This is a genomic window from Halobacterium sp. BOL4-2 (genome assembly GCF_016917835.2).
Lineage (GTDB): Archaea > Halobacteriota > Halobacteria > Halobacteriales > Halobacteriaceae > Halobacterium > Halobacterium salinarum.
Genome location: NZ_CP070332.2, coordinates 809,164 through 827,835, shown reverse-complemented (window position 1 = coordinate 827,835; position 18,672 = coordinate 809,164). Strand labels below are relative to the sequence as shown.

Below are 18,672 nucleotides of genomic sequence, written 5' to 3'. Positions count from 1 at the left end.
TTAGTGGCGACCACGCGTACGATGCCATATTGGTCCACGGCTGGGCCAGACCAGATTATGACTGACGACGAACTCATCTGGCGAATCGCAGGGGGTTCCGGAGACGGGATCGACTCGACAAGCCAGAATTTCGCCAAAGCGCTGATGCGCTCGGGCCTCGACGTCTTCACGCACCGCCACTACCCGTCGCGGATCCGCGGCGGCCACACGTACGTGGAGATCCGGGCGCGGGACGGTACCGTAACCTCCCGCGGTGACGGCTACAACTTCCTGCTCGCGCTCGGCGACTCGTTCGCCCGCAACCCGAGCGAGGAGGCCGTCTACGGCGACGAGGAAGTGAAGCCGCTCACTGAGAACCTCGACGACCTGCGCGCGGGCGGCGTCATCATCTACGACGAGGGGCTGCTCGACGACGAGGACGTCGGCGACCTCGAACAGCAGGCCGACGCCAACGACTGGCATCTCTACCCGCTTGACCTGCGCGGGCTCGCCAAGGAACACGGCCGCGAGGTCATGCGCAACACCGCGGGCGTCGGCGCCACCGCGGCGCTCATCGACATGGACCTCGACCACATCGAGGACCTGATGAGCGACGCCATGGGCGGCGACATCCTCGAACAGAACCTCACGGTGCTCCGCGACGCCTACGAGCAGGTGTCGGAAATGGAGCACACCCACGACCTATCGGTGCCGACCGGGAGCCACGACGAGCCACAAGTGCTCATGTCCGGGAGTCACGCGATCGCGTACGGCGCGATCGACGCCGGCTGCCGGTTCATCTCCGGGTATCCGATGACGCCGTGGACGGACGCGTTCACGATCATGACCCAGCTGTTGCCCGACATGGGCGGGGTCTCCGAGCAGGTCGAAGACGAGATCGCGGCGGCGGCGATGGCGGTGGGTGCAAGCCACGCCGGCGCGAAGGCGATGTCCGGCTCCTCCGGCGGCGGGTTCGCGTTGATGAGCGAGCCCCTGGGCCTCGCGGAGATGACCGAGACGCCCCTGGTGTTGCTGGAAGCCCAGCGCGCCGGGCCGTCCACGGGCATGCCGACGAAGCCCGAGCAGGCCGACCTGGAGCACGTGCTGTACACCAGCCAGGGGGACAGCCACCGCGTTGCGTTCGGCCCCAAAGACCCCAAGGAGTGTTACGAGCAGACCCGCACGGCGTTCGAGATCGCGTACGACTACCAGATCCCCGTGATCCTGCTGTACGATCAGAAGCTCTCCGGGGAGTACCGGAACGTCGACGCGTCGTTCTTCGACCGCGAGCCGGCGGCGGACCTCGGGACGACGCTCTCCGAGGACCAGATCCCCGACGCGCCACACGACCCGACGGGGAAGTACCACCGCTACCAGCACGACGTCGAGGACGGCGTCAGCCCCCGGACGATCCCGGGGCAGTCCGGCGGTCGGTATCTCGCCTCCGGCAACGAGCACTGGCCGAACGGCCACATCAGCGAGGACACCGACAACCGCGTGGCGCAGGTCGAGCGCCGCCTCCAGAAGCTGGCGGCGATCCGCGACGACCTCGACGAGCGCGACCAGCAGACCCACTACGGCGACGAGGACGCCGACATCGGCCTCATCGCGTGGGGCAGCCAGGAGGGCACCGTCGAGGAAGCGGTCCACCGGCTGAACGACGACGGCAACAGCGTGAAGGCGTTGGGGATCAGCGACCTCGCGCCGTTCCCCGTCGCGGAGACGCGGGCGTTCGTCGACAGCGTCGACGAAGCCATCGTCGTGGAGATGTCCTCCACCAAGCAGTTCCGTGGCCTCATCCAGAAGGAGGTCGGAGACATCGGCGGGAAGCTGTCGAGTCTCCTGAAATACAACGGCAACCCGTTCGAGCCCGCGGAGATCGTCGAGGCCGTTGAGATCGAACAGGCCGGCGACGGCGCGGAGCCGGCCGCCCAGACCACACTCGAACCCGCAGCAGGTGACTGATAATGAGTAAGGCATTCAGCGCGATTGATGAGGACCGCGAGGTCGACCGGGACGCGTTCACGCCCGGCGTCGAACCGCAGCCGACGTGGTGTCCTGGCTGTGGTGACTTCGGTGTCCTGAAGGCCCTGAAAGGGGCGATGGCGGAGCTCGGCAAGGACCCCGAGGAGATACTGCTTGCGACCGGGATCGGCTGTTCCGGGAAGCTCAACAGCTACTTCGACAGCTACGGCTTCCACACGATCCACGGGCGCTCCCTGCCCGTGGCCCGCGCCGCGAAGCTGGCCAACCACGACCTGGAGGTCGTGGCCGCCGGCGGTGACGGCGACGGCTACGGGATCGGCGGCAACCACTTCATGCACACCGCCCGGGAGAACCACGACATCACGTACATCGTGTTCAACAACGAAGTGTTCGGCCTGACGAAGGGCCAGACATCGCCGACGAGCCCGAAGGGCCACAAGTCCAAGACCCAGCCCCACGGCTCCGCGAAGTCCCCGATCCGACCGCTCTCGCTGAGCATGACCTCGGGGGCGTCGTACGTGGCGCGGACCGCGGCCGTGAACCCCAACCAGGCAAAGGACATCCTCGTGGAAGCCATCCAGCACGACGGCTTCGCGCACGTGGACTTCCTGACGCAGTGTCCGACCTGGAACAAGGACGCCAAGCAGTACGTCCCGTACGTGGACGTCCAGGAGTCCGACGAGTACGACTTCGACGTCACGGACCGGCGGGAGGCACAGGAGCTGATGACCGAGACCGAGGAAGCCCTCTACGACGGGACCGTGCTGACCGGCCGGTACTACCAGGACGAGCAGCGGCCGTCGTATCAGGCTGAAAAGCAGTCCCGCGGGGACATGCCCGAGGAACCGGTTGCAAAGCGGTACTTCGACGACGACTACGAGTGGGAGCGCTCGTTCGACGTCATCGACCGCCACAAGTAACGACACCGGGTCGTTTTGATTGTCGGCTACGTGTCGCAGTGTTGGCGGCAGCGCCGCTCCAACGGTGGTTCCGTGGCGTTCCGCTGTCGGTTGACGATTCGGAAGATATTTTTTCACACGAACCAAATATCCTGACGTGAGCACTGAATCGACAGAAGAGCGAATCCTCGCCGCGCTCGAAGAGGACGCGCAAGCGTCGTATGCGGCCATCGCGGAGCGTGCGGACGTCTCCAAGCCGACCGTCCGCAAATACATCGACCAACTCGAATCGGACGGCGTCATCGTCGGCTACTCCGCCGACGTCGACCCCAAGAAGCTGTCCGGGCAAAGCATCGCGATGGTCGGGATCGACGTGGCCTCCGAGCAGTACGTGGAGGCGACCCGCACACTCCAGGAACTCGACTCCGTGCAGGCGTTGTACTCTTCGAGTGGCGATCACATGCTGATGGCGGAGGTACGGGCCGCCGACGGGGATGCGCTCGGTGACGTGATCAGCGACGAGGTTTTGGCTATCGACGGCGTCACGGCCGCCCACCCCTCGTTCCTCCAGGAACGCCTCAAGTGAGCGTCGTGGCGCTGGCGAGCACAGCATCGATGCGAGCGACGGCTTCGCGCACAGCGTCGGTACTCACCGCAAACGACGCCCGCACGTACTCGGTTGCGTTCGCACCGAAATCCGGGCCGGGCGTCACCGCAACGCCCGCGGTTTCGAGGAGCGCGTCGGCAACAGCGGGCGCAGCGCCCAGCCGCGACACATCCAACAGCATGTAGTACGCGCCCGCCGGCGTGTATCCGGGGTCGAACCCCCAGCGCTCGGCGGCAGCACACAGGATGTCGCGGCGCGTGCGGTAGTCGGCCCGCACGCCGTCGAGCCAGTCGGTCCCGTGTCGGATGGCCGCCTCAGCGCCGGCCTGAACGAACGACGGCGCGCAGATGAGTGTGTTTTGGACGATCGCGTTGATCGTATCGACGTACCGGCGCGGACACACCACCCAGCCCAGCCGCCACCCCGTCATGCCGTAGCGCTTGGAGACGCCGTCGATCACGAACGCGTCGTCGGTGTACTCCAGCACCGAGTGCGCGGCGGCGTCGAACGCCAGCCCGTGGTAGATCTCGTCGGAGACGACGGCGGTGTCGGTGCGGTCGGCGAGGGCCACGAGCGCCGACAGGCTCTCCCCGTCGATCACGGCTCCGGTGGGGTTACCCGGGGAGTTCAGGAGCATGGCGGCGGTGTCGTCGCCGACCGCCGCGTCGTAGTCACTGACGGCGGGCTGGAAGCCGGCGTCGGGCGCGAGACCAACGGTGCGCACGACCCCGTCGGCGAGCCGCACGAAGTTCGGGTAGCAGGCGTAATGTGGGTCACTGAGAACGACCGCCGAGCCGGGGTCGACAGTGGCCAACAGCACGGTCAGAAGCGCCGGCGAGGAGCCTGGCGTGACGACGATGCGCTCGGCCGGGACCGAAACGCCGTATTCGGCGGCGTAGTAGCCGCTGATCGCGTCCCGAAGCGACCGCCTGCCGCGCGAGGTCGTGTAGTCGTCGTCGCCGGCGCGCAGCGCGTCGACTGCTGCCTCGGTGGCCGCGGCTGGGGGTGCGAAGTCGGGTTCGCCCACTTCCATGTGGATCACGTCCGCACGGTCGGCGGCGCGTTCGAGGACATCCATCGCGGCGAACGGCGTGACCGCAGCCGCGCGCTCCGAAGGCATGTCAACAGGATCGCGGCCATCCCTCATAATCGTTCCTGCGGGACGCGTGTGCTATCACGGCACAACTTGCGGGTTCCGAACCCCCTGAAGTTTTGCGCGCCTGGTGCGTAGCGGACGTATGCAGACGTTCAAGCGCGATCTGCGAGTGGACGCGCCCCTGGAGTCCGTGTGGGCGTTTCACTCCACCGTCGACGGGTTGCTGGCGCTGACGCCCGAATGGGCGAACCTCACCGTCGAGGACGTGGTGTGGCCACAGGGACAGCGCGACGGCGACGAACTCGTGGCGGGGACGCGCATCAACATGGCCGTCGAGCCGTTCGGCGTCGGCCCCAGGCAGACCTGGACGTCCGTCATCACCGAGCGCGCGACCGAAGACGACCACGCGTACTTCGTCGACACCATGGAGAACGGTCCGTTTCCCGAGTGGGAGCACACCCACTCGTTTTACGCCGACGGCGACCAGACGGTGCTCCGGGATCGCGTCGCATACGAGCCGCCGCTTGGCGGCCTGGGCGCTGTCGGTGCACCCCCCGTGCTCTGGGGCATGTTTCGCTTCCGGCACCGCCAAACCCGCGCCGCCTTCGGCGAGGCGTAGTCGGCGCGCAGTCGCCGCCAGCCCCCTCGCACCGCTCCGTACGCCGACACGGTCACAGGTCACTGCGGTACAGCGGTGACGCCGGCGGCGTGGGATCACCACACACGCCGGCGTCCGCACCGGCCTCCTCGACCCCGCTTGCGAGCCGTTGGATCTCCCACTCGGCGTCGTGGCCGGCGTCCTCGTGGGCTGCGAGCACTCCCCGGGCGTCCCGGAGCCGATCGAACGCCGCTTCGAACCCACACGAACACGACACCAGTATCTCCCCCGTTGGCATACCCACCGGTTCGCGTTCGGGCGGCATAACGGTCTCGGAGCCGGCACAGCCCAGCCCCGACGCATCGCTGTCGTTTCGGTGGTGCAGAAGGATCCGACCGCGGACTTCTTGAAGCCGGTGGAGGGATTTGAACCCTCGGCCTATTCCTTACGAAGGAATCGCTCTACCGCTGAGCTACACCGGCGCGCCGCGACACACCGTCGCGTGACGACCACTCGTCGCACTCGTTGGTAGCCGCATCCGAGAAATAAGGCTTGCGAATCACCGCCGCGACAGCGACACGTCAAGCACCACGTTGAACTCGTGGGGGGCGTACGACCGCACCGTGTGGCGGGTCGCCACAGTCACGTCGTACGCCGGCTGGGCCGCCGCGCGGATCGCGGCCTCCCCGGCGTCGAACCGGCCGTCCTCGTGTTGGATGTCGTAGAAATGCAGCGTGCACTCGTCGCCGGCCAGCGCCACCGCCGTCTCGAGGAACTCGTCGGCAGTGTGTGGCAGGTTCATCACGATGCGGTCCGCCCAGCCGGTGTACTCGCCGGCGACCTCGCGCACGTCGCCGGCAACCCCCGTGACGCGGTCGTCGACGCCGTTGCGCGCGGCGTTCGCTTGAAGGTAGTCGATGGCGGTCTCGTTGACGTCCGTCGCAACCACCCTCGCGCCCGCCGACGCCATCGGCACCGCGTACGGGCCGACGCCGGCGAACATGTCGAAGACGTGCTCGCCGGCGGTGACCTGCTCGACGACGCGGTGGCGTTCGGTCGCCAGCCGCGGCGAGAAGTACACCGCCGCCACGTCCAGTGCGAAGGCGTGGCCGTACTCGCGGTGGACCGTCTCCGTGGAGTCCCCCGCGATCACGTCCCACTCCCGGACGCGCTGCTCGCCTTTGATCTTCGAGGCGCGGTTCAACACCGCCTCGACGGGGATGTCGGACTCCACGACCGCGTCCGCGATGGCGTGCGCGCGGTCGCTGTCGTCCTCGTCGACGATGACGATGTCGCCGAGGCGCGCGTACGACGGGTCGAACCCCAGGATGTCCGCGGGCGTCGTCTGCGTCCGCCGGGGCGGCGCGTCGAACGACACCACCGACAGCGCGTCCGGCACGGCGGCGGCGTCCGTGACGGGGATGTGCAGCGCGCCATCCGCGGCCGCGATGGCGTGCGTGTCGTCGATCAGGTCGGCGTCGGCGAGCCGCTGTCGGGTTGCTTCACCGTCGTCGACGGGCACGCGAACGCAGGGCACTGCCATGGTGCCACGTCGGCAAGCGCGATGCTTACGGGTGTCGTTCTCGCGGCGACTCGAAACCCATACGACGCCGCCCGCCCAACTCGGGGCATGCTCACGTTCGTCGGGCTCGGCCTCTACGACGAGGCGTCGGTCACCGTCGCCGGCCGCGACGCCATCGCGGCGGCCGACCGCGTGTTCGCCGAGTTCTACACCAGCCGGCTGATCGGCACCGATGTCGCCGCCCTCGAAGCCCACCACGACACCACCATCGAGCGCCGGGACCGCGCGGGCGTCGAACAACACCCCGAGCCGATCCTGGACGCCGCCGCCGACGGCGACGCCGTGTTCCTCACGGCCGGCGACACGATGATCTCGACGACACACGTCGACCTCCGGATGCGCGCCGCGGACCGCGGCATCGACACGCGGGTGATCCACGCGCCGACCGCCGCGTCCGCCGCGGCAGGCCTCACCGGCCTCCAGAACTACCGCTTCGGCAAGGCCACGACGCTGCCGTTCCCGTGGGCGCACGGGGCCGACGGCGTTCCCGGATCGGTCACCGACACCATCGAGGCCAACCGCGAGCGCGGCCTGCACACGCTGGTCTACCTCGACATCAAGGTCGATCACCCCCGCGTCGACGGGGACGCCTACATGACCGCCAGCCAGGCGGCCGACCTGCTCGCGACCAACTGGGACGCGGACGCCCTCGGGGTCGTGGTCGCGCGCGCCGGGGCGCCGGACGCGACGGTGCGGGCCGACCGCCTGGGTGCGCTCGCGGACGCGGACTTCGGCAGCCCCCTGCATCTGCTCGTCGTTCCGGGGTCGCTGCACCACGTCGAGCGCGACGCGCTCCGCGAGCTCGCGGGCGCGCCGGCGGACGCGCTGTAGGTCAGTCCAGCGCCGGCTTCAGATCCAGGACCGGCGAGCCGTGCGCCATATCCACCCCCCGGATTGCGAGTGTTCCGTCCGCGGCGTCGACGGCCAGCAACTCACACGGCGTGATACACACCGGGTTGGGGCGGGCCGGCGACCGCGTGGTGAACACGCCCCGGTCGCCGTCCCGGACCGCCAACACGTCCCGGTCGGCGTCGTCGGCCCACCACACAACCACCACCCGGTCGTCGGGTTCCAAACCCACAAGCCCCCCGCGAAACGACTCGTACACCTGTACGTTCGCCGCGTACGGCGTCTCAACGCCCTGTCGCGGGGCGTCCGCGGCTGTCTCGAAGCGGGTGTCGGCGTACCCGATGGGTGTCGCGTACATCACACCCACCCCTGGCGGCGTGTCCTCAGCCGGCGGCTCACAGTCCGCGGTGCGCCCATATTTGTGCGTGGAGCAGCCAGCCAACAAAAATACCCGGGGTCGCCGCGCCGCCCCGCTACGCCGACCGATCCATCGGCGACGACTCGGGGTTCAACACTTCGATCTCGTGGCCGTCGGGCGTCTTCGTGAACGCGTAGTTCATGTCGCAGGACGCCGGATCCCGGTAGTCAGCCGTCTCCCGCTCCAGCAGCGTCGCCCAGTCGTCCTGGAGGGAGTCGGCGCGCACCGCGAGGTGCCCCCACCCGTCGCCGAACGTGTACGTGCGGTCGTCGTAGTTGTACGTCAGCTCCACCGCCATCGCGGCGTCGCTGGCCGCCGGCGGCTTCATGAAGTAGTTCGCGAAGCTGTCGGCCTCCCAGCGGCCCGTGTGCTCGTACCCGAAGACGCGCGTCCAGAACCCGAGGTGCTGGGTGGCGTCGGCGACCCGCACCATCGTGTGGTCGATGCTCCAGCGCTGACCGGCGTCGCCCGCCACGAGTTCGATCTCGTGGCCGTCGGGGTCTTTCACGAACGCGTAGCTGCCACCGCAGGACTCGGGATCGCGGTAGTCCGCGACGCCACCAGCCAGCAGCTCCTCGTAGGCGTCGCTGACGTCGTCGACGCGCACCGCGATGTGTCCGAACGCGTCGCCGTTGTCGTAGTCGGCCGTGTCGTGGTTGTACGTCAACTCCAGCAGCGCCGCGTCGTCGGCGGGGTCTTCGGGGCCGATGTAGACGTTGGTGAACGTGTCGGCCTCCCAGCGTGCGTGCTCGACGTAGCCCATGTGGTCGCCGTACCAGTCCAGGGACGCATCGAGGTCACCGACACGCATCATCACGTGATCGAGCGTGAACGCGGTCATGTCAGTGGGCAGGCGTGGCGCGACAAAAAACGCGTCGAACCCGGCACGGTCACCGGCCGCGGCCGACCACCGCCACGTAGCCCGCGGCCAGCCAGAGCGCGCCCGCGCCCACCGGAACCCCGGTCAACGACGGCTGTGCCGTGATCGCCGCTGCAAGCGACACGACGCTGCCACCGGCGAACGCGAGCACGCCGGCGGTCACACGCCAGTCCACGTCCAGCGCGGCCGCGGCGACGCCGCCACCCCACAGCGCGACCGCGGTCGGCCACGCCCGGAGCGCCGGCGGCACCGTTCCGACCGACCGCAGGTACGTCGGCAGCCCGACGACCGTCATCGATTCCGGATACACGAACCCCACGGAAAACAGCGGATAGACGCCGTTCGACCAGTCGACGACGACCCACGGCACCACTCCCGCGGCCAGCGCCACCGCCACCACCCGGCGGCGCGCCGTCGGCATCGGCTAGCGCCGCGCAACCACGCGCAGGACGTCCTCGTCTTCGAGGACGTGATCGCGGCCCACCTGCTGGTCGTCGTGTTGGGCCGACGGCCCGGTGACCCGCGCGAACCGGAACCGCTCGTCGAGGGTGCCGCCCAGCTTCTGCACGGCGTCGTCCACGGTCTCGCCGCGCCGGATGATGAGCGGCTCCTCGCGGTCGACGCCCCGCCCCGGCTTGTCCATGTAGATCCGGATGAGCCCGAGCGCCCGCCACATCCGCTCTTTTAGCACGTCCAATCCCTTCTCCTCGGCGGCCGAAATGAAGATCGCGTCGTCGGGGCTGACGCCGTGATCGCGGAGGGCGTCCTTCATTGTCCCCGCGTACGACGGCTCGATGAGGTCGACCTTGTTGACGGTGACCAGCGACGGCATGTAGACGCGGTTGTCCATCACCCCGTCGATCAGCCGGTCGACAGACGGGTTGCCACGGATCGTCACGTTGGCGTTGATGAACCCGCGCTCGCGCAGGATTCCCTTGACCGTGTCGCTGTCCAACTCCAGCTCCCCGGACGTGTTCACGTCGATGCCGTCCTTTCCTTTCCGGCGCACGGTCACCGACGGTGGCTCGGCGTCGACCCGGATGTTGACGTTGTACAGCTCCTCGGCGAGACGGTCGTACTGCTCGATCTCGAACGCCGACAGCACGAAGATCACCAGATCCGCCCCACGGATCACCGAGAGGATCTCTTTCCCGCCGCCGCGTCCCCCCGCCGCACCCTCGATGAGCCCCGGCACGTCCAGGAGTTGGATGTTCGCGCCGCGGTACTCCAACATCCCCGGGTTCACGTTGAGGGTGGTGAACTCGTAGGCACCGACCTCGCTGTCGGCGTTGGTCATCGCGTTGATCAGCGACGACTTCCCCACGCTGGGGAATCCAACCAGGGCCACGGTCGCGTCGCCGTGCTGTTCGACTGCGTACCCGCCGCCACCGCCGCTGCCGGACTGCTGGGCTTCGAGCTTCTCCTTTTGCTCCGCGAGCTTCGCCTTCAAGCGGCCGATGTGGGCTTCTGTCGACTTGTTGTACGGCGTGTTCGCGATTTCTTCTTCGAGCGATTCGATGTCCTCCTCAAGCCCCATCACGTGCCCGTAGACAGCAAGCGCCGAAAAGCGCTTTCCTCCGCAGTCCGGTGGGGTCGTTTCGACACGTTAATACGCCGGGTGAAGCCATCGCATAGTGATGGGTGACCCTGCTGCGTACCGCGACAGCACGCAGATCGTGCTCCCAGTGGGGACGCTGGAGGACATCGAGGCGGACCTCGAAGCCGAGTTCATGGTCTCAGTGTTCCGGCCGACCGACGCGGAGATCGTCCGCATCATCGGGAGTCCGGTCGTGATCAAGGAGGTCACCGAGTTCCTCACGCGCCACGGCGTCCACATGCCGTGAGCGATTCGATCCGCGGCGGCGACCGGGCCCCGCCCCGCTCGAAAGACAAGGGTTAAACCCGCGGCGGCGGTTTCTCGGAGTATGGCTGAGACGATCGAAGTGCTCGTTGCCGGTGGGCAGGCCGACCCTGGCCCGCCCCTCGGTCCCGAGCTCGGTCCCACGCCGGTCGACGTACAGGCGGTCGTCCAGGAGATCAACGACCAGACCGAAGCGTTCGACGGGACGGAGGTCCCGGTCACCATCGAATACGAGGACGACGGCTCGTTCTCCATCGAAGTCGGTGTTCCGCCGACGGCCGCGCTGGTGAAAGACGAAGCTGGCTTCGACACGGGCTCCGGAGAGCCCCAGGAGAACTTCGTCGCGGACCTCTCCATCGAACAGCTCAAGACCATCGCCGAGCAGAAGAAACCCGACCTCCTGGCGTACGACGCGCGGAACGCCGCCAAAGAGGTCGCGGGGACGTGTGCGTCCCTCGGCGTCACCATCGAAGGCGAGGACGCCCGCACGTTCAACGAGCGTGTCGACGACGGCGACTACGACGACGTGCTCGGCGACGAACTCGCGGCCGCGTAACGCCGCCCGAGGAGTTTCTGCGCCGTTCGGTTCGCGTACTCGATAGCGGCGTGTGTCCGCGGGTCGCGCTCCCACGCTTGGTTCGCTTCGACGCTTTTAAGCCCGGGATCACCGTCTGTAGAACCGAGACAGGCTTCGCCTGTTTCACTGACCCGTAGGAGATCCGACCTTCAGAGGGTCACCCACTACGGAGGTGAAAGATGGCAGACAACGATATAGAAGAGGCCGTAGCTCGCGCACTTGAGGATGCCCCACAGCGGAACTTCCGTGAGACGGTAGACCTCGCAGTCAACCTGCGCGACCTCGACCTCAACGACCCGTCGCAACGAGTCGACGAGGGCGTCGTGCTGCCGTCGGGCACCGGACAGGAGACGCAGATCGTGGTTTTCGCAGACGGCGAAACCGCGGTTCGCGCGGACGACGTCGCTGACGACGTCCTCGACGAGGACGACCTCAGCGACCTCGCAGACGACACCGACGCCGCGAAGGATCTCGCAGACGAGACGGACTTCTTCGTGGCGGAAGCACCCATGATGCAGGACATCGCGGGTGCGCTCGGTCAAGTGCTTGGTCCGCGCGGGAAAATGCCGACCCCGCTCCAGCCCGACGACGACGTCGTCGACACAGTCAACCGCATGAAAAACACCGTGCAGATCCGCAGCCGCGACCGCCGCACGTTCCACACGCGCGTCGGCGCGGAGGACATGTCCGCCGAGGACATCGCCAGCAACATCGACGTCATCATGCGTCGGCTGCACGCGAACCTCGAAAAAGGCCCGCTGAACGTGGACTCCGTCTACGTGAAGACAACGATGGGGCCTGCCGTGGAGGTTGCCTAGGATGTCCGCCGAAGAACAACGCACCACCGAGGAGGTTCCCGAGTGGAAGCGACAAGAGGTCGCCGAACTCGTCGACCTCCTGGAGACGTACGACAGCGTCGGCGTGGTGAACGTCACGGGCATCCCGAGCAAGCAGCTCCAGGACATGCGCCGCGGCCTGCACGGGCAGGCGGCGCTGCGCATGAGCCGGAACACCCTGTTGGTTCGCGCGCTCGAAGAAGCCGGGGACGGCCTCGACACGCTCACCGAGTACGTCGAGGGCGAAGTCGGCCTGGTCGCGACCAACGACAACCCCTTCGGGCTCTACCAGCAGCTTGAGAACTCGAAGACGCCGGCCCCGATCAACGCCGGCGAGGTCGCGCCCAACGACATCGTCGTGCCGGAAGGCGACACGGGCATCGACCCGGGGCCGTTCGTCGGCGAACTGCAGACCATCGGCGCGAACGCGCGCATCCAGGAGGGCTCCATTCAGGTGCTCGATGACTCCGTCGTCACCGAGGAAGGTGAGACGGTCTCCGACGACGTCTCCAACGTCCTCTCGGAGCTCGGCATCGAGCCCAAGGAGGTCGGCCTGGACCTGCGCGGCGTGTTCTCCGAGGGCGTGCTGTTCACGCCCGAGGAGCTGGAGATCGACGTCGACGAGTACCGCGCGGACATCCAGTCCGCGGCGGCGTCGGCGCGCAACCTCTCGGTCAACGCGGCGTACCCGACCGAGCGGACCGCACCGGACCTCATCGCGAAGGGCCGCGGCGAGGCGAAGAGCCTCGGCCTGCAGGCCAGCGTCGAGAGTCCGGACCTCGCGGACGATCTCGTGAGCAAGGCCGACGCCCAGGTGCGGGCGCTCGCCGCGCAGATCGACGACGAGGACGCCCTCCCGGAGGAACTGCAGGACGTCGACGCGCCTGCGGCGCCTGCCGGCGGCGAAGCGGACACCACTGCGGACGAACAGAGCGACGAAACACAAGCGTCCGAGGCTGACGACGCCGACGATTCCGACGACGATGACGACGACGACGACGGGAACGCTGGCGCCGAGGGCCTCGGGGAGATGTTCGGATAATAACAATGGAATACGTCTACGCAGCACTCATCCTGAACGAGGCTGACGAAGAGCTGACCGAAGACAACATCACCGGCGTCCTGGAGGCCGCCGGCGTCGACGTCGAGGAATCCCGCGCGAAGGCCCTCGTGGCCGCGCTGGAGGACGTCGACATCGAGGAAGCCGTCGAAGAGGCCGCCGCCGCGCCTGCCGCCGCGCCCGCCGCGTCCGGCAGCGACGACGAGGCAGCCGCCGACGACGGCGACGACGACGAGGAAGCCGACGCTGACGAGGCCGCCGAGGCCGAGGACGCTGGCGACGACGACGACGAGGAGCCCAGCGGCGAAGGCCTGGGCGACCTCTTCGGGTAACCCGGTCGCGTCGCGCGCCGACAGCCACGATCACATCGTTTTTTAGCCGCGTGCCACTCGGGAAGCCACGGCGCTGCGCACGCGTAGATTGAAGACGGGGAGCGCGGGCAGCTGGGCGTGATGGATGTCGCTGGTGTGCGCGTGTTGGTGACGCCGATGGGCGCGCTTGCAGTGCTCGCTGCGGTCGCGGCCGGCGTGGCGCTGGGGACGTGTTCGGGGCTGGTGCCCGGCGTGCACGTGAACACGCTGGCGTTGCTGCTGGCTGCGGCCGCGCCGCTGGCCCCGGGACCGCCACACCTCGTCGGTGCGGCGCTACTGGCGGCGGGTGTCACGCATTCCATCCTGGACGTGGTCCCGATGCTCGCGCTCGGGGTGCCGGACGCGGCGCTGGCGGTGAGCGCGCTGCCCGGCCATCGGCTGGTGCTTGGCGGTCGCGGCCGGGAGGCGCTGCGGGTGTCTGCCCTCGGGAGCGCGACCGCCGTCGTGGTCGCCGTCGCATTCGGGGTGCCGGCGACGTGGCTGGCGGTTCGGGCGGCACCAGTGGTGTACGCTCACCTCCCGGTCGTGCTCGCCGTGCTCGTCGTGGTGCTCGTCGCACGCGAGCGGTCCCGACGCGCGCGGTTCGGCGCGGTGCTCGCGGTGGCTGCCAGCGGCACACTGGGCAGCGTCGCGCTGCCGATGCAGCCCGACGCTGTCGTACCGACCGGTGACGTGTTGTCGCCGCTGTTCGCGGGGTTGTTCGGTGCGCCCGTACTGTTGGCGGCGTTCCGGGGGGATGGGATCCCCGAGCAGGCCGACGCGCGGATCGCGGTGCCGCCACGCGAGGTGGTGCGTCCGGGCGTGGCGGGCAGCCTCGCGGGCGCGGCGGTCGCCTACGTGCCAGGGGTGTCGGGCGCCATCGCCGCAGTGTTCGCGCTGGATCTGACGGGCGACGACAGCGGTGACCGTGCGTTCGTCGCGGCGCTCTCGGGGGTGAACACGGCCAACACCGTGTTCGCGTTGTTCGCGCTGTTCGCGATCGGTGACCCCCACACTGGGGTGCTCGTGGCCTTCGAGCGCGCACGCCTCCCACGGACGCTCCCGGTGTTGGTGGCGAGCATCGTGCTCGCGGCCGTCGTCACAGCGGCGATGGTTCCGGCCGTCGGGGATCGGTACTTCCGGGCAGTCCGTGCCGTCGACCACCGCCGACTGACGGCCGGCGTCTGCCTGTTGTTGGTGGTGGTGGCGTGGCTGTTCGGCGGCGGAACGGGCGTGGGGTTGCTCGGCGCGGCGACCGCCGTGGGGGCGATCCCACCCGTGTTCGGCGCGCGGCGCGTCCACCTGATGGGCGTGCTGTTGGTGCCGATCGCGCTCGGAACGGCGTAGGCGGATCGCCTATGCGCCCGCGAGGACGGTGGCGGTCGTCGCCAGCGTGGCGAACTCGTCGCGGAGGTGGGCGAGCGCGGTCCGGTGCACTACGCTGGGGGGCAGTCGCTCGCCGTCCAGGGTGCGGTCGTGGGTCGCCGTCGCGTCCCGCACGAGCGTCACGTCGAACCCGCGGTTGTCGGCCATCCGAACGGTGGTCGAGACGCAGTGGTCAGTGGTCAGGCCACACACCACCAGCGAGCCGATGTCGCGGTCGCGCAGCCATCCTTCGAGGGCGGTGTCGACGAACGCGCCGTTGACGGACTTCACGAACTCGGGCTCGTCGGCCGCGGGCGCAAGCCCGTCGGTGTACGCGAACCCTGGCTCGCCCTGCCGGAGCGGCGACGTCGCCTCCGTCGAGTTGTGGCGCACGTGCGCGATCGGGGCGGCGGCGTCGCGCCACGCCGCCAGCAGCTCCTCTGCGTGTGCCTCCGCGTCGGGGTTGTTGCGGTCGCCCCACGCCGGATCGGCGAACCCCTGCTGGAAGTCCACGAGCACGAGCGCGGCGCGCCGCTCAGTCATCCCCGGACGCCGGCGGCTGGCTGCCCACAACCGGGTCGATGCCAGCGGTCGCTTTCGGGTGCTCGCGCGTGAACGTCGCGGGGCACTCCGTGGGGGCCTGGGCGTCGTCCTCGCGGAACAGGTACTGCACCCACTCGCGGTCGCCGTCGACGCCGAGATCCCCGAGGTCGGCGTGCGGGCACTGACCGTCGTACTCCTCGATGCGGTTCTGGATGGCGGCGCGGGCGCGCTGGCCGGCGTCGGTGTCGGCGGTGATCCCCTCGAACAGCCCGGCCGGCTGGAACGTGATTTCGAGGCCGACCGGACAGTACCGCGAGTAGCGGTCGTGGGCGGCGTAGAACGGCGCCCGGCACGTCGGGAACAGCGGCTCCCCCCCGAAGCAGAACTCCCACTCGGGGCTGTCGGTGTCGGTCGGCACGTCGGCGGGCCACGGCTCGGGATCGTGGACGTGCAGCACGCTCAGGATGTGCCACAACGCCTCGTGGTAGTCGGCTTCGCTGAACTCGTCTTCGGGGGGCTTCCAGAACGTCACGAACGAGACGCGGGCGTCCCGACTGCCGTACTCGCCGAGATACTCGAGCAGCGCGTCCCGGAACCCGAGCAGTGCGTCGGGATCCGTCAGCGACGGCACGACCGTGTACAGCGGCTCGCCGTTGGCGACCGATTCGGCCCCGAAGTGACACGGGAACGGCGTGCCGTCGCGGTCCCCGGTCACGCTCTCCGAGAACGTCTCCCAGTGGCTGCGCACCCAGTCGGGGTAGTCGCCGGCGGCGACACGGTCGGCAAGCGTCTGCTGATCGACGACCGCCTGGAGTTCCGGCTCGTTCATGTCTCCAGGTGGGGATGCTGTCCGATTAGGTGTTGTGATCGGTGGCGTGGTGGATCCGTCAGCGCCGAACCGTCGCGCCGTCGTCGGTGTCCTCGACGGACACGCCGAGGGCTTCGAGGCGGTCCCGGAGGTCGTCGGCGCGCTCGTAGTTGCCCGCCGTGCGCTCCTGTTCGCGCACGTCCAACACGAGGTCGATCACGTCGTCGGCCAGCGACACCGCGTCTTCGCCCGCGCCGTCGTCGAACTGGAGGCCGAGCACGTCCCCGCCAAGCGTTTCGAACGCGTCGACGGCGTCGTGGAGCCCCTGGTAGTCGTACGTGTCGGTGCCGTCCACGTGGCGGTTCACCGCCGACGCCAGTTCGAGCAGCGCGGACACCGCTGCCCGCGTGTTGAAGTCCGCGCGCATCGCGGCCGCGAAGTCCGCGCGCGCGTCGGCGACCGCCGTCCGGAGCGCGTCGTCGGCGGGCTTGGCGTGGGCGGCCACGCTGTCGATGGCGTCGGCCGCGCGCTCGTGGGCGCGCTGGAGGCGCTCCCAGCGCTGGGTGGCCTCGCTGACGGTGGCCTCGGAGTACGTCTGGCGCTGGGTGTACGACGTCGACACCAGCAGCATCCGGACCACGTTCGGGCCGCGTTCGGCCACCGCGTTCGACACGGTGAAGAAGTTCCCCAGGCTGGAGGACATCTTCTCGCCGTCGGTCTCCAGGAGGCGCACGTGCAGCCAGTGGTCGGCGAACCGCTCGCCGGACGCGGCCTCACTTTGCGCGATCTCGTTTTCGTGGTGGGGGAACACCAGATCCTGCCCGCCGACGTGGATGTCGATGTGGTCGTCCAGGTGGGTCATCGCCATCGCCGAGCACTCGATATGCCAGCCGGGCCGCCCCTCGCCCCACGGCGACGCCCACGTCTGGCCGCGCTCGCCGTCCAACGGGGGCAGTTCGTCGTCTCGGTGGGTGTTGGCGTCGTCGGGACTGACGCCGCCGGCCTTCCAGAGCGCGAAATCCGCCGGGTGGCGCTTCTCGGCCTGCTCGGCGTCCGGTCCCTGTGGGTCGAGTTCGTCGACCTGCTGGCCGGAGAGCGCGCCGTACTCCTCGAAGCGGCGCACGTCGAAGTAGACCGAGTTGCCGGCCTCGTAGGCGTAGCCCGCATCGACGAGGTCCCCGATGAGGTCGATGATCTCGGGGACGTGCTCGGAGACCCGTGGGTAGACGTCCGCCCGCGCGAGGTTCAGCGCGCGCATGTCGTCGATCACCGACTGCGTGTAATGGGCGGCCACTGCGGCCTCGGTGTCACCGAGCCCGTCAGCACCGACGCGCGCGACGATCTTCTCGTTGACGTCCGTGACGTTCTGCACGTGCCGCACGCCGTACCCGGCATGCGAGAGCCACCGCGTCATCACGTCCGACTGCACCCACAGCCGCGCGTGCCCGAGGTGGGCGTCGTCCGAAACCGTCAACCCACACGTGTACACGAGCACGTTCTCGGGGTCGTCTGGCTCGAACGCCTCCTGCTCGCCGGAGCGGGTGTTCGACACGTACTGCGTCATCCCCAGAACGTACGGCGGCCAGCGCTTCAAGGCGTCGGAATCGTCGCTCGCGCGGGCGGCATCGGGACGCGATCCCGTCGCGGTCAGCGCCGTACCGCCGGTCGGTTTATTGCAGGGCCTGCGACTGGCAAGCTGCGTTTAAATACCCTGCGTGCGAAACAGCGGTGTGAGCGAGGAGACTGATCCCACGGCGGTGCTCTCGATGCTCGACGACGAGCACGCGAGAGCCATCCTCGCCGCTGCAAGTAGGGACCCAATGTCTGCGACCCAGCTCAGCGAGACGTGTGACGCATCGACCGCGACGGTGTATCGCCGGATCGACGACCTCACCGAACTCGGACTGCTTGAGGAGTCGATCAACGTCCGGTCGGACGGCAACCACCACAGCGTCTACCGCGCCACGCTCACGCAGTTCACGCTTGAGCTGGACGACGGCGAGTTCACCACCGAAGTCGAGTGCGAGACCGAAGACGTCGCCGACCGATTCACACGCATGTGGGAGGGATTATGATCTGGTTTCCAGCAATCGTCATCGTCTCGATGGTGTCGACGCTCGTGGGGTTGTTCATTGGCTACCAAGCCTACCGGGGGTTCAGGCGCCACCAGAGCACGTCAATGCAGTATCTCTCCGTCGGCCTCATCCTCCTGACCGCCGTGACGAACACGGCGGCGTTCGTCGGCACGGGGCTGCTCCGGCTCGACGTCATCAACGGCGGCCTGCAGCAGCCACTCACGCTGACCGTGCGACTCCTCCAGTTCGCGGGGTTGGTGTGTATCGCGTACTCGCTGTACCGCCGGCCATCGTAGCTGGTCG

23 protein-coding genes and 1 tRNA gene are annotated in these 18,672 nt (G+C 68.5%); 13 read left to right on the top strand and 11 right to left on the bottom strand.

Annotation, left to right across the window (positions count from 1 at the left end; all coding sequences use genetic code 11):
• Positions 1–57: 57 nt before the first annotated feature.
• The 3 genes from JRZ79_RS17525 (at position 58) to lrpA1 (ending at position 3,450) form a co-directional block, all read left to right on the top strand.
• On the top strand, positions 58–1,944 hold the full coding sequence (locus JRZ79_RS17525; protein ID WP_012289282.1) for a 2-oxoacid:acceptor oxidoreductase subunit alpha: 1,887 nt from the start codon (positions 58–60) through the stop codon (positions 1,942–1,944).
• A gap of 2 nt (positions 1,945–1,946) precedes the next feature.
• Positions 1,947–2,885 (top strand): thiamine pyrophosphate-dependent enzyme, encoded by a 939-nt coding sequence (locus JRZ79_RS17520; protein WP_010902808.1) that lies wholly within the window; start codon positions 1,947–1,949, stop codon positions 2,883–2,885.
• Between the two features lie 136 nt (positions 2,886–3,021).
• Positions 3,022–3,450: an HTH-type transcriptional regulator LrpA1 gene (lrpA1, locus tag JRZ79_RS17515; protein ID WP_010902807.1), complete on the top strand. Its 429-nt coding sequence runs from the start codon at positions 3,022–3,024 to the stop codon at positions 3,448–3,450.
• Here lrpA1 and JRZ79_RS17510 read toward each other — a convergent pair.
• Positions 3,443–4,591: an aminotransferase class I/II-fold pyridoxal phosphate-dependent enzyme gene (locus tag JRZ79_RS17510; RefSeq protein ID WP_231546356.1), complete on the bottom strand. Its 1,149-nt coding sequence runs from the start codon at positions 4,589–4,591 to the stop codon at positions 3,443–3,445. The genes lrpA1 and JRZ79_RS17510 overlap by 8 nt on opposite strands.
• 118 nt (positions 4,592–4,709) lie before the next feature.
• On the opposite strand from JRZ79_RS17510, the gene JRZ79_RS17505 reads away from it, so the two are divergent.
• Positions 4,710–5,186: an SRPBCC family protein gene (locus JRZ79_RS17505; RefSeq protein ID WP_136361401.1), complete on the top strand. Its 477-nt coding sequence runs from the start codon at positions 4,710–4,712 to the stop codon at positions 5,184–5,186.
• A 52-nt stretch (positions 5,187–5,238) separates the two neighbouring features.
• On the opposite strand, the gene JRZ79_RS17500 is transcribed toward JRZ79_RS17505, so the two are convergent.
• The 3 genes from JRZ79_RS17500 to JRZ79_RS17490 all read right to left on the bottom strand — a co-directional run bounded on the left by JRZ79_RS17500 (position 5,239) and on the right by JRZ79_RS17490 (position 6,708).
• Entirely contained in the window at positions 5,239–5,463 is a 225-nt protein-coding gene (locus JRZ79_RS17500; protein ID WP_229373421.1) for a hypothetical protein, read from the bottom strand.
• Between the two features lie 112 nt (positions 5,464–5,575).
• Positions 5,576–5,647, bottom strand: a tRNA-Thr gene (locus tag JRZ79_RS17495).
• A 77-nt stretch (positions 5,648–5,724) separates the two neighbouring features.
• A complete protein-coding gene (locus JRZ79_RS17490) occupies positions 5,725–6,708 on the bottom strand; it encodes a class I SAM-dependent methyltransferase family protein (RefSeq protein ID WP_136361399.1) in 984 nt (327 codons plus the stop codon).
• An 87-nt stretch (positions 6,709–6,795) separates the two neighbouring features.
• On the opposite strand from JRZ79_RS17490, the gene dph5 reads away from it, so the two are divergent.
• Positions 6,796–7,578 (top strand): diphthine synthase, encoded by a 783-nt coding sequence (gene dph5 / locus JRZ79_RS17485; RefSeq protein WP_205251769.1) that lies wholly within the window; start codon positions 6,796–6,798, stop codon positions 7,576–7,578.
• Between the two features lies 1 nt (position 7,579).
• Here dph5 and JRZ79_RS17480 read toward each other — a convergent pair whose 3' ends face one another.
• The 4 genes from JRZ79_RS17480 to JRZ79_RS17465 all read right to left on the bottom strand — a co-directional run bounded on the left by JRZ79_RS17480 (position 7,580) and on the right by JRZ79_RS17465 (position 10,431).
• Positions 7,580–7,954 carry a TrmO family methyltransferase gene (locus tag JRZ79_RS17480; RefSeq protein WP_010902801.1) on the bottom strand — a complete coding sequence of 125 codons (375 nt, stop codon included), beginning with the start codon at positions 7,952–7,954 and terminating at the stop codon, positions 7,580–7,582.
• Positions 7,955–8,069: 115 nt separating this feature from the next.
• The gene (locus JRZ79_RS17475) at positions 8,070–8,855 is read right to left on the bottom strand and encodes a VOC family protein (protein ID WP_010902800.1); all 786 of its coding nucleotides are present in this window, start codon (positions 8,853–8,855) and stop codon (positions 8,070–8,072) included.
• A 49-nt stretch (positions 8,856–8,904) separates the two neighbouring features.
• The gene (locus tag JRZ79_RS17470) at positions 8,905–9,315 is read right to left on the bottom strand and encodes a TIGR04206 family protein (RefSeq protein ID WP_205252673.1); all 411 of its coding nucleotides are present in this window, start codon (positions 9,313–9,315) and stop codon (positions 8,905–8,907) included.
• A gap of 3 nt (positions 9,316–9,318) precedes the next feature.
• Positions 9,319–10,431: a GTP-binding protein gene (locus tag JRZ79_RS17465; protein ID WP_010902798.1), complete on the bottom strand. Its 1,113-nt coding sequence runs from the start codon at positions 10,429–10,431 to the stop codon at positions 9,319–9,321.
• Positions 10,432–10,531: 100 nt separating this feature from the next.
• Between JRZ79_RS17465 and JRZ79_RS17460 the strand changes: the two genes are divergently transcribed.
• The 6 genes from JRZ79_RS17460 (at position 10,532) to JRZ79_RS17435 (ending at position 14,925) form a co-directional block, all read left to right on the top strand.
• Positions 10,532–10,738: a hypothetical protein gene (locus JRZ79_RS17460; protein WP_136361397.1), complete on the top strand. Its 207-nt coding sequence runs from the start codon at positions 10,532–10,534 to the stop codon at positions 10,736–10,738.
• A gap of 81 nt (positions 10,739–10,819) precedes the next feature.
• The gene (locus JRZ79_RS17455) at positions 10,820–11,311 is read left to right on the top strand and encodes a 50S ribosomal protein L11 (RefSeq protein WP_010902796.1); all 492 of its coding nucleotides are present in this window, start codon (positions 10,820–10,822) and stop codon (positions 11,309–11,311) included.
• 200 nt (positions 11,312–11,511) lie between these two features.
• On the top strand, positions 11,512–12,150 hold the full coding sequence (locus JRZ79_RS17450) for a 50S ribosomal protein L1 (protein WP_010902795.1): 639 nt from the start codon (positions 11,512–11,514) through the stop codon (positions 12,148–12,150).
• A 1-nt stretch (position 12,151) separates the two neighbouring features.
• Entirely contained in the window at positions 12,152–13,210 is a 1,059-nt protein-coding gene (locus tag JRZ79_RS17445) for a 50S ribosomal protein L10 (protein WP_010902794.1), read from the top strand.
• Positions 13,211–13,215: 5 nt separating this feature from the next.
• Positions 13,216–13,560 carry a 50S ribosomal protein P1 gene (gene rpl12p / locus JRZ79_RS17440; RefSeq protein WP_010902793.1) on the top strand — a complete coding sequence of 115 codons (345 nt, stop codon included), beginning with the start codon at positions 13,216–13,218 and terminating at the stop codon, positions 13,558–13,560.
• Between the two features lie 120 nt (positions 13,561–13,680).
• The gene (locus tag JRZ79_RS17435) at positions 13,681–14,925 is read left to right on the top strand and encodes a tripartite tricarboxylate transporter permease (RefSeq protein WP_205252672.1); all 1,245 of its coding nucleotides are present in this window, start codon (positions 13,681–13,683) and stop codon (positions 14,923–14,925) included.
• A gap of 9 nt (positions 14,926–14,934) precedes the next feature.
• Here JRZ79_RS17435 and JRZ79_RS17430 read toward each other — a convergent pair whose 3' ends face one another.
• Genes JRZ79_RS17430 through cysS form a run of 3 tightly spaced genes read right to left on the bottom strand, consistent with a single transcriptional unit; the run spans position 14,935 to position 17,858 of the window.
• Positions 14,935–15,486, bottom strand: coding sequence for a cysteine hydrolase family protein (locus tag JRZ79_RS17430; RefSeq protein ID WP_205252671.1), 552 nt, complete (start codon positions 15,484–15,486; stop codon positions 14,935–14,937).
• Positions 15,479–16,315: a YqcI/YcgG family protein gene (locus tag JRZ79_RS17425; protein WP_136361393.1), complete on the bottom strand. Its 837-nt coding sequence runs from the start codon at positions 16,313–16,315 to the stop codon at positions 15,479–15,481. The genes JRZ79_RS17430 and JRZ79_RS17425 overlap by 8 nt, the downstream gene beginning before the upstream one ends.
• Before the next feature lie 58 nt (positions 16,316–16,373).
• Entirely contained in the window at positions 16,374–17,858 is a 1,485-nt protein-coding gene (cysS, locus tag JRZ79_RS17420; protein ID WP_205252670.1) for a cysteine--tRNA ligase, read from the bottom strand.
• Positions 17,859–18,024: 166 nt separating this feature from the next.
• Between cysS and JRZ79_RS17415 the strand changes: the two genes are divergently transcribed.
• Entirely contained in the window at positions 18,025–18,369 is a 345-nt protein-coding gene (locus tag JRZ79_RS17415) for a winged helix-turn-helix domain-containing protein (RefSeq protein ID WP_049892503.1), read from the top strand.
• A complete protein-coding gene (locus JRZ79_RS17410; protein WP_012289278.1) occupies positions 18,366–18,665 on the top strand; it encodes a hypothetical protein in 300 nt (99 codons plus the stop codon). Before JRZ79_RS17415 ends, JRZ79_RS17410 begins: the two co-directional genes overlap by 4 nt.
• Positions 18,666–18,672 lie beyond the last annotated feature (7 nt).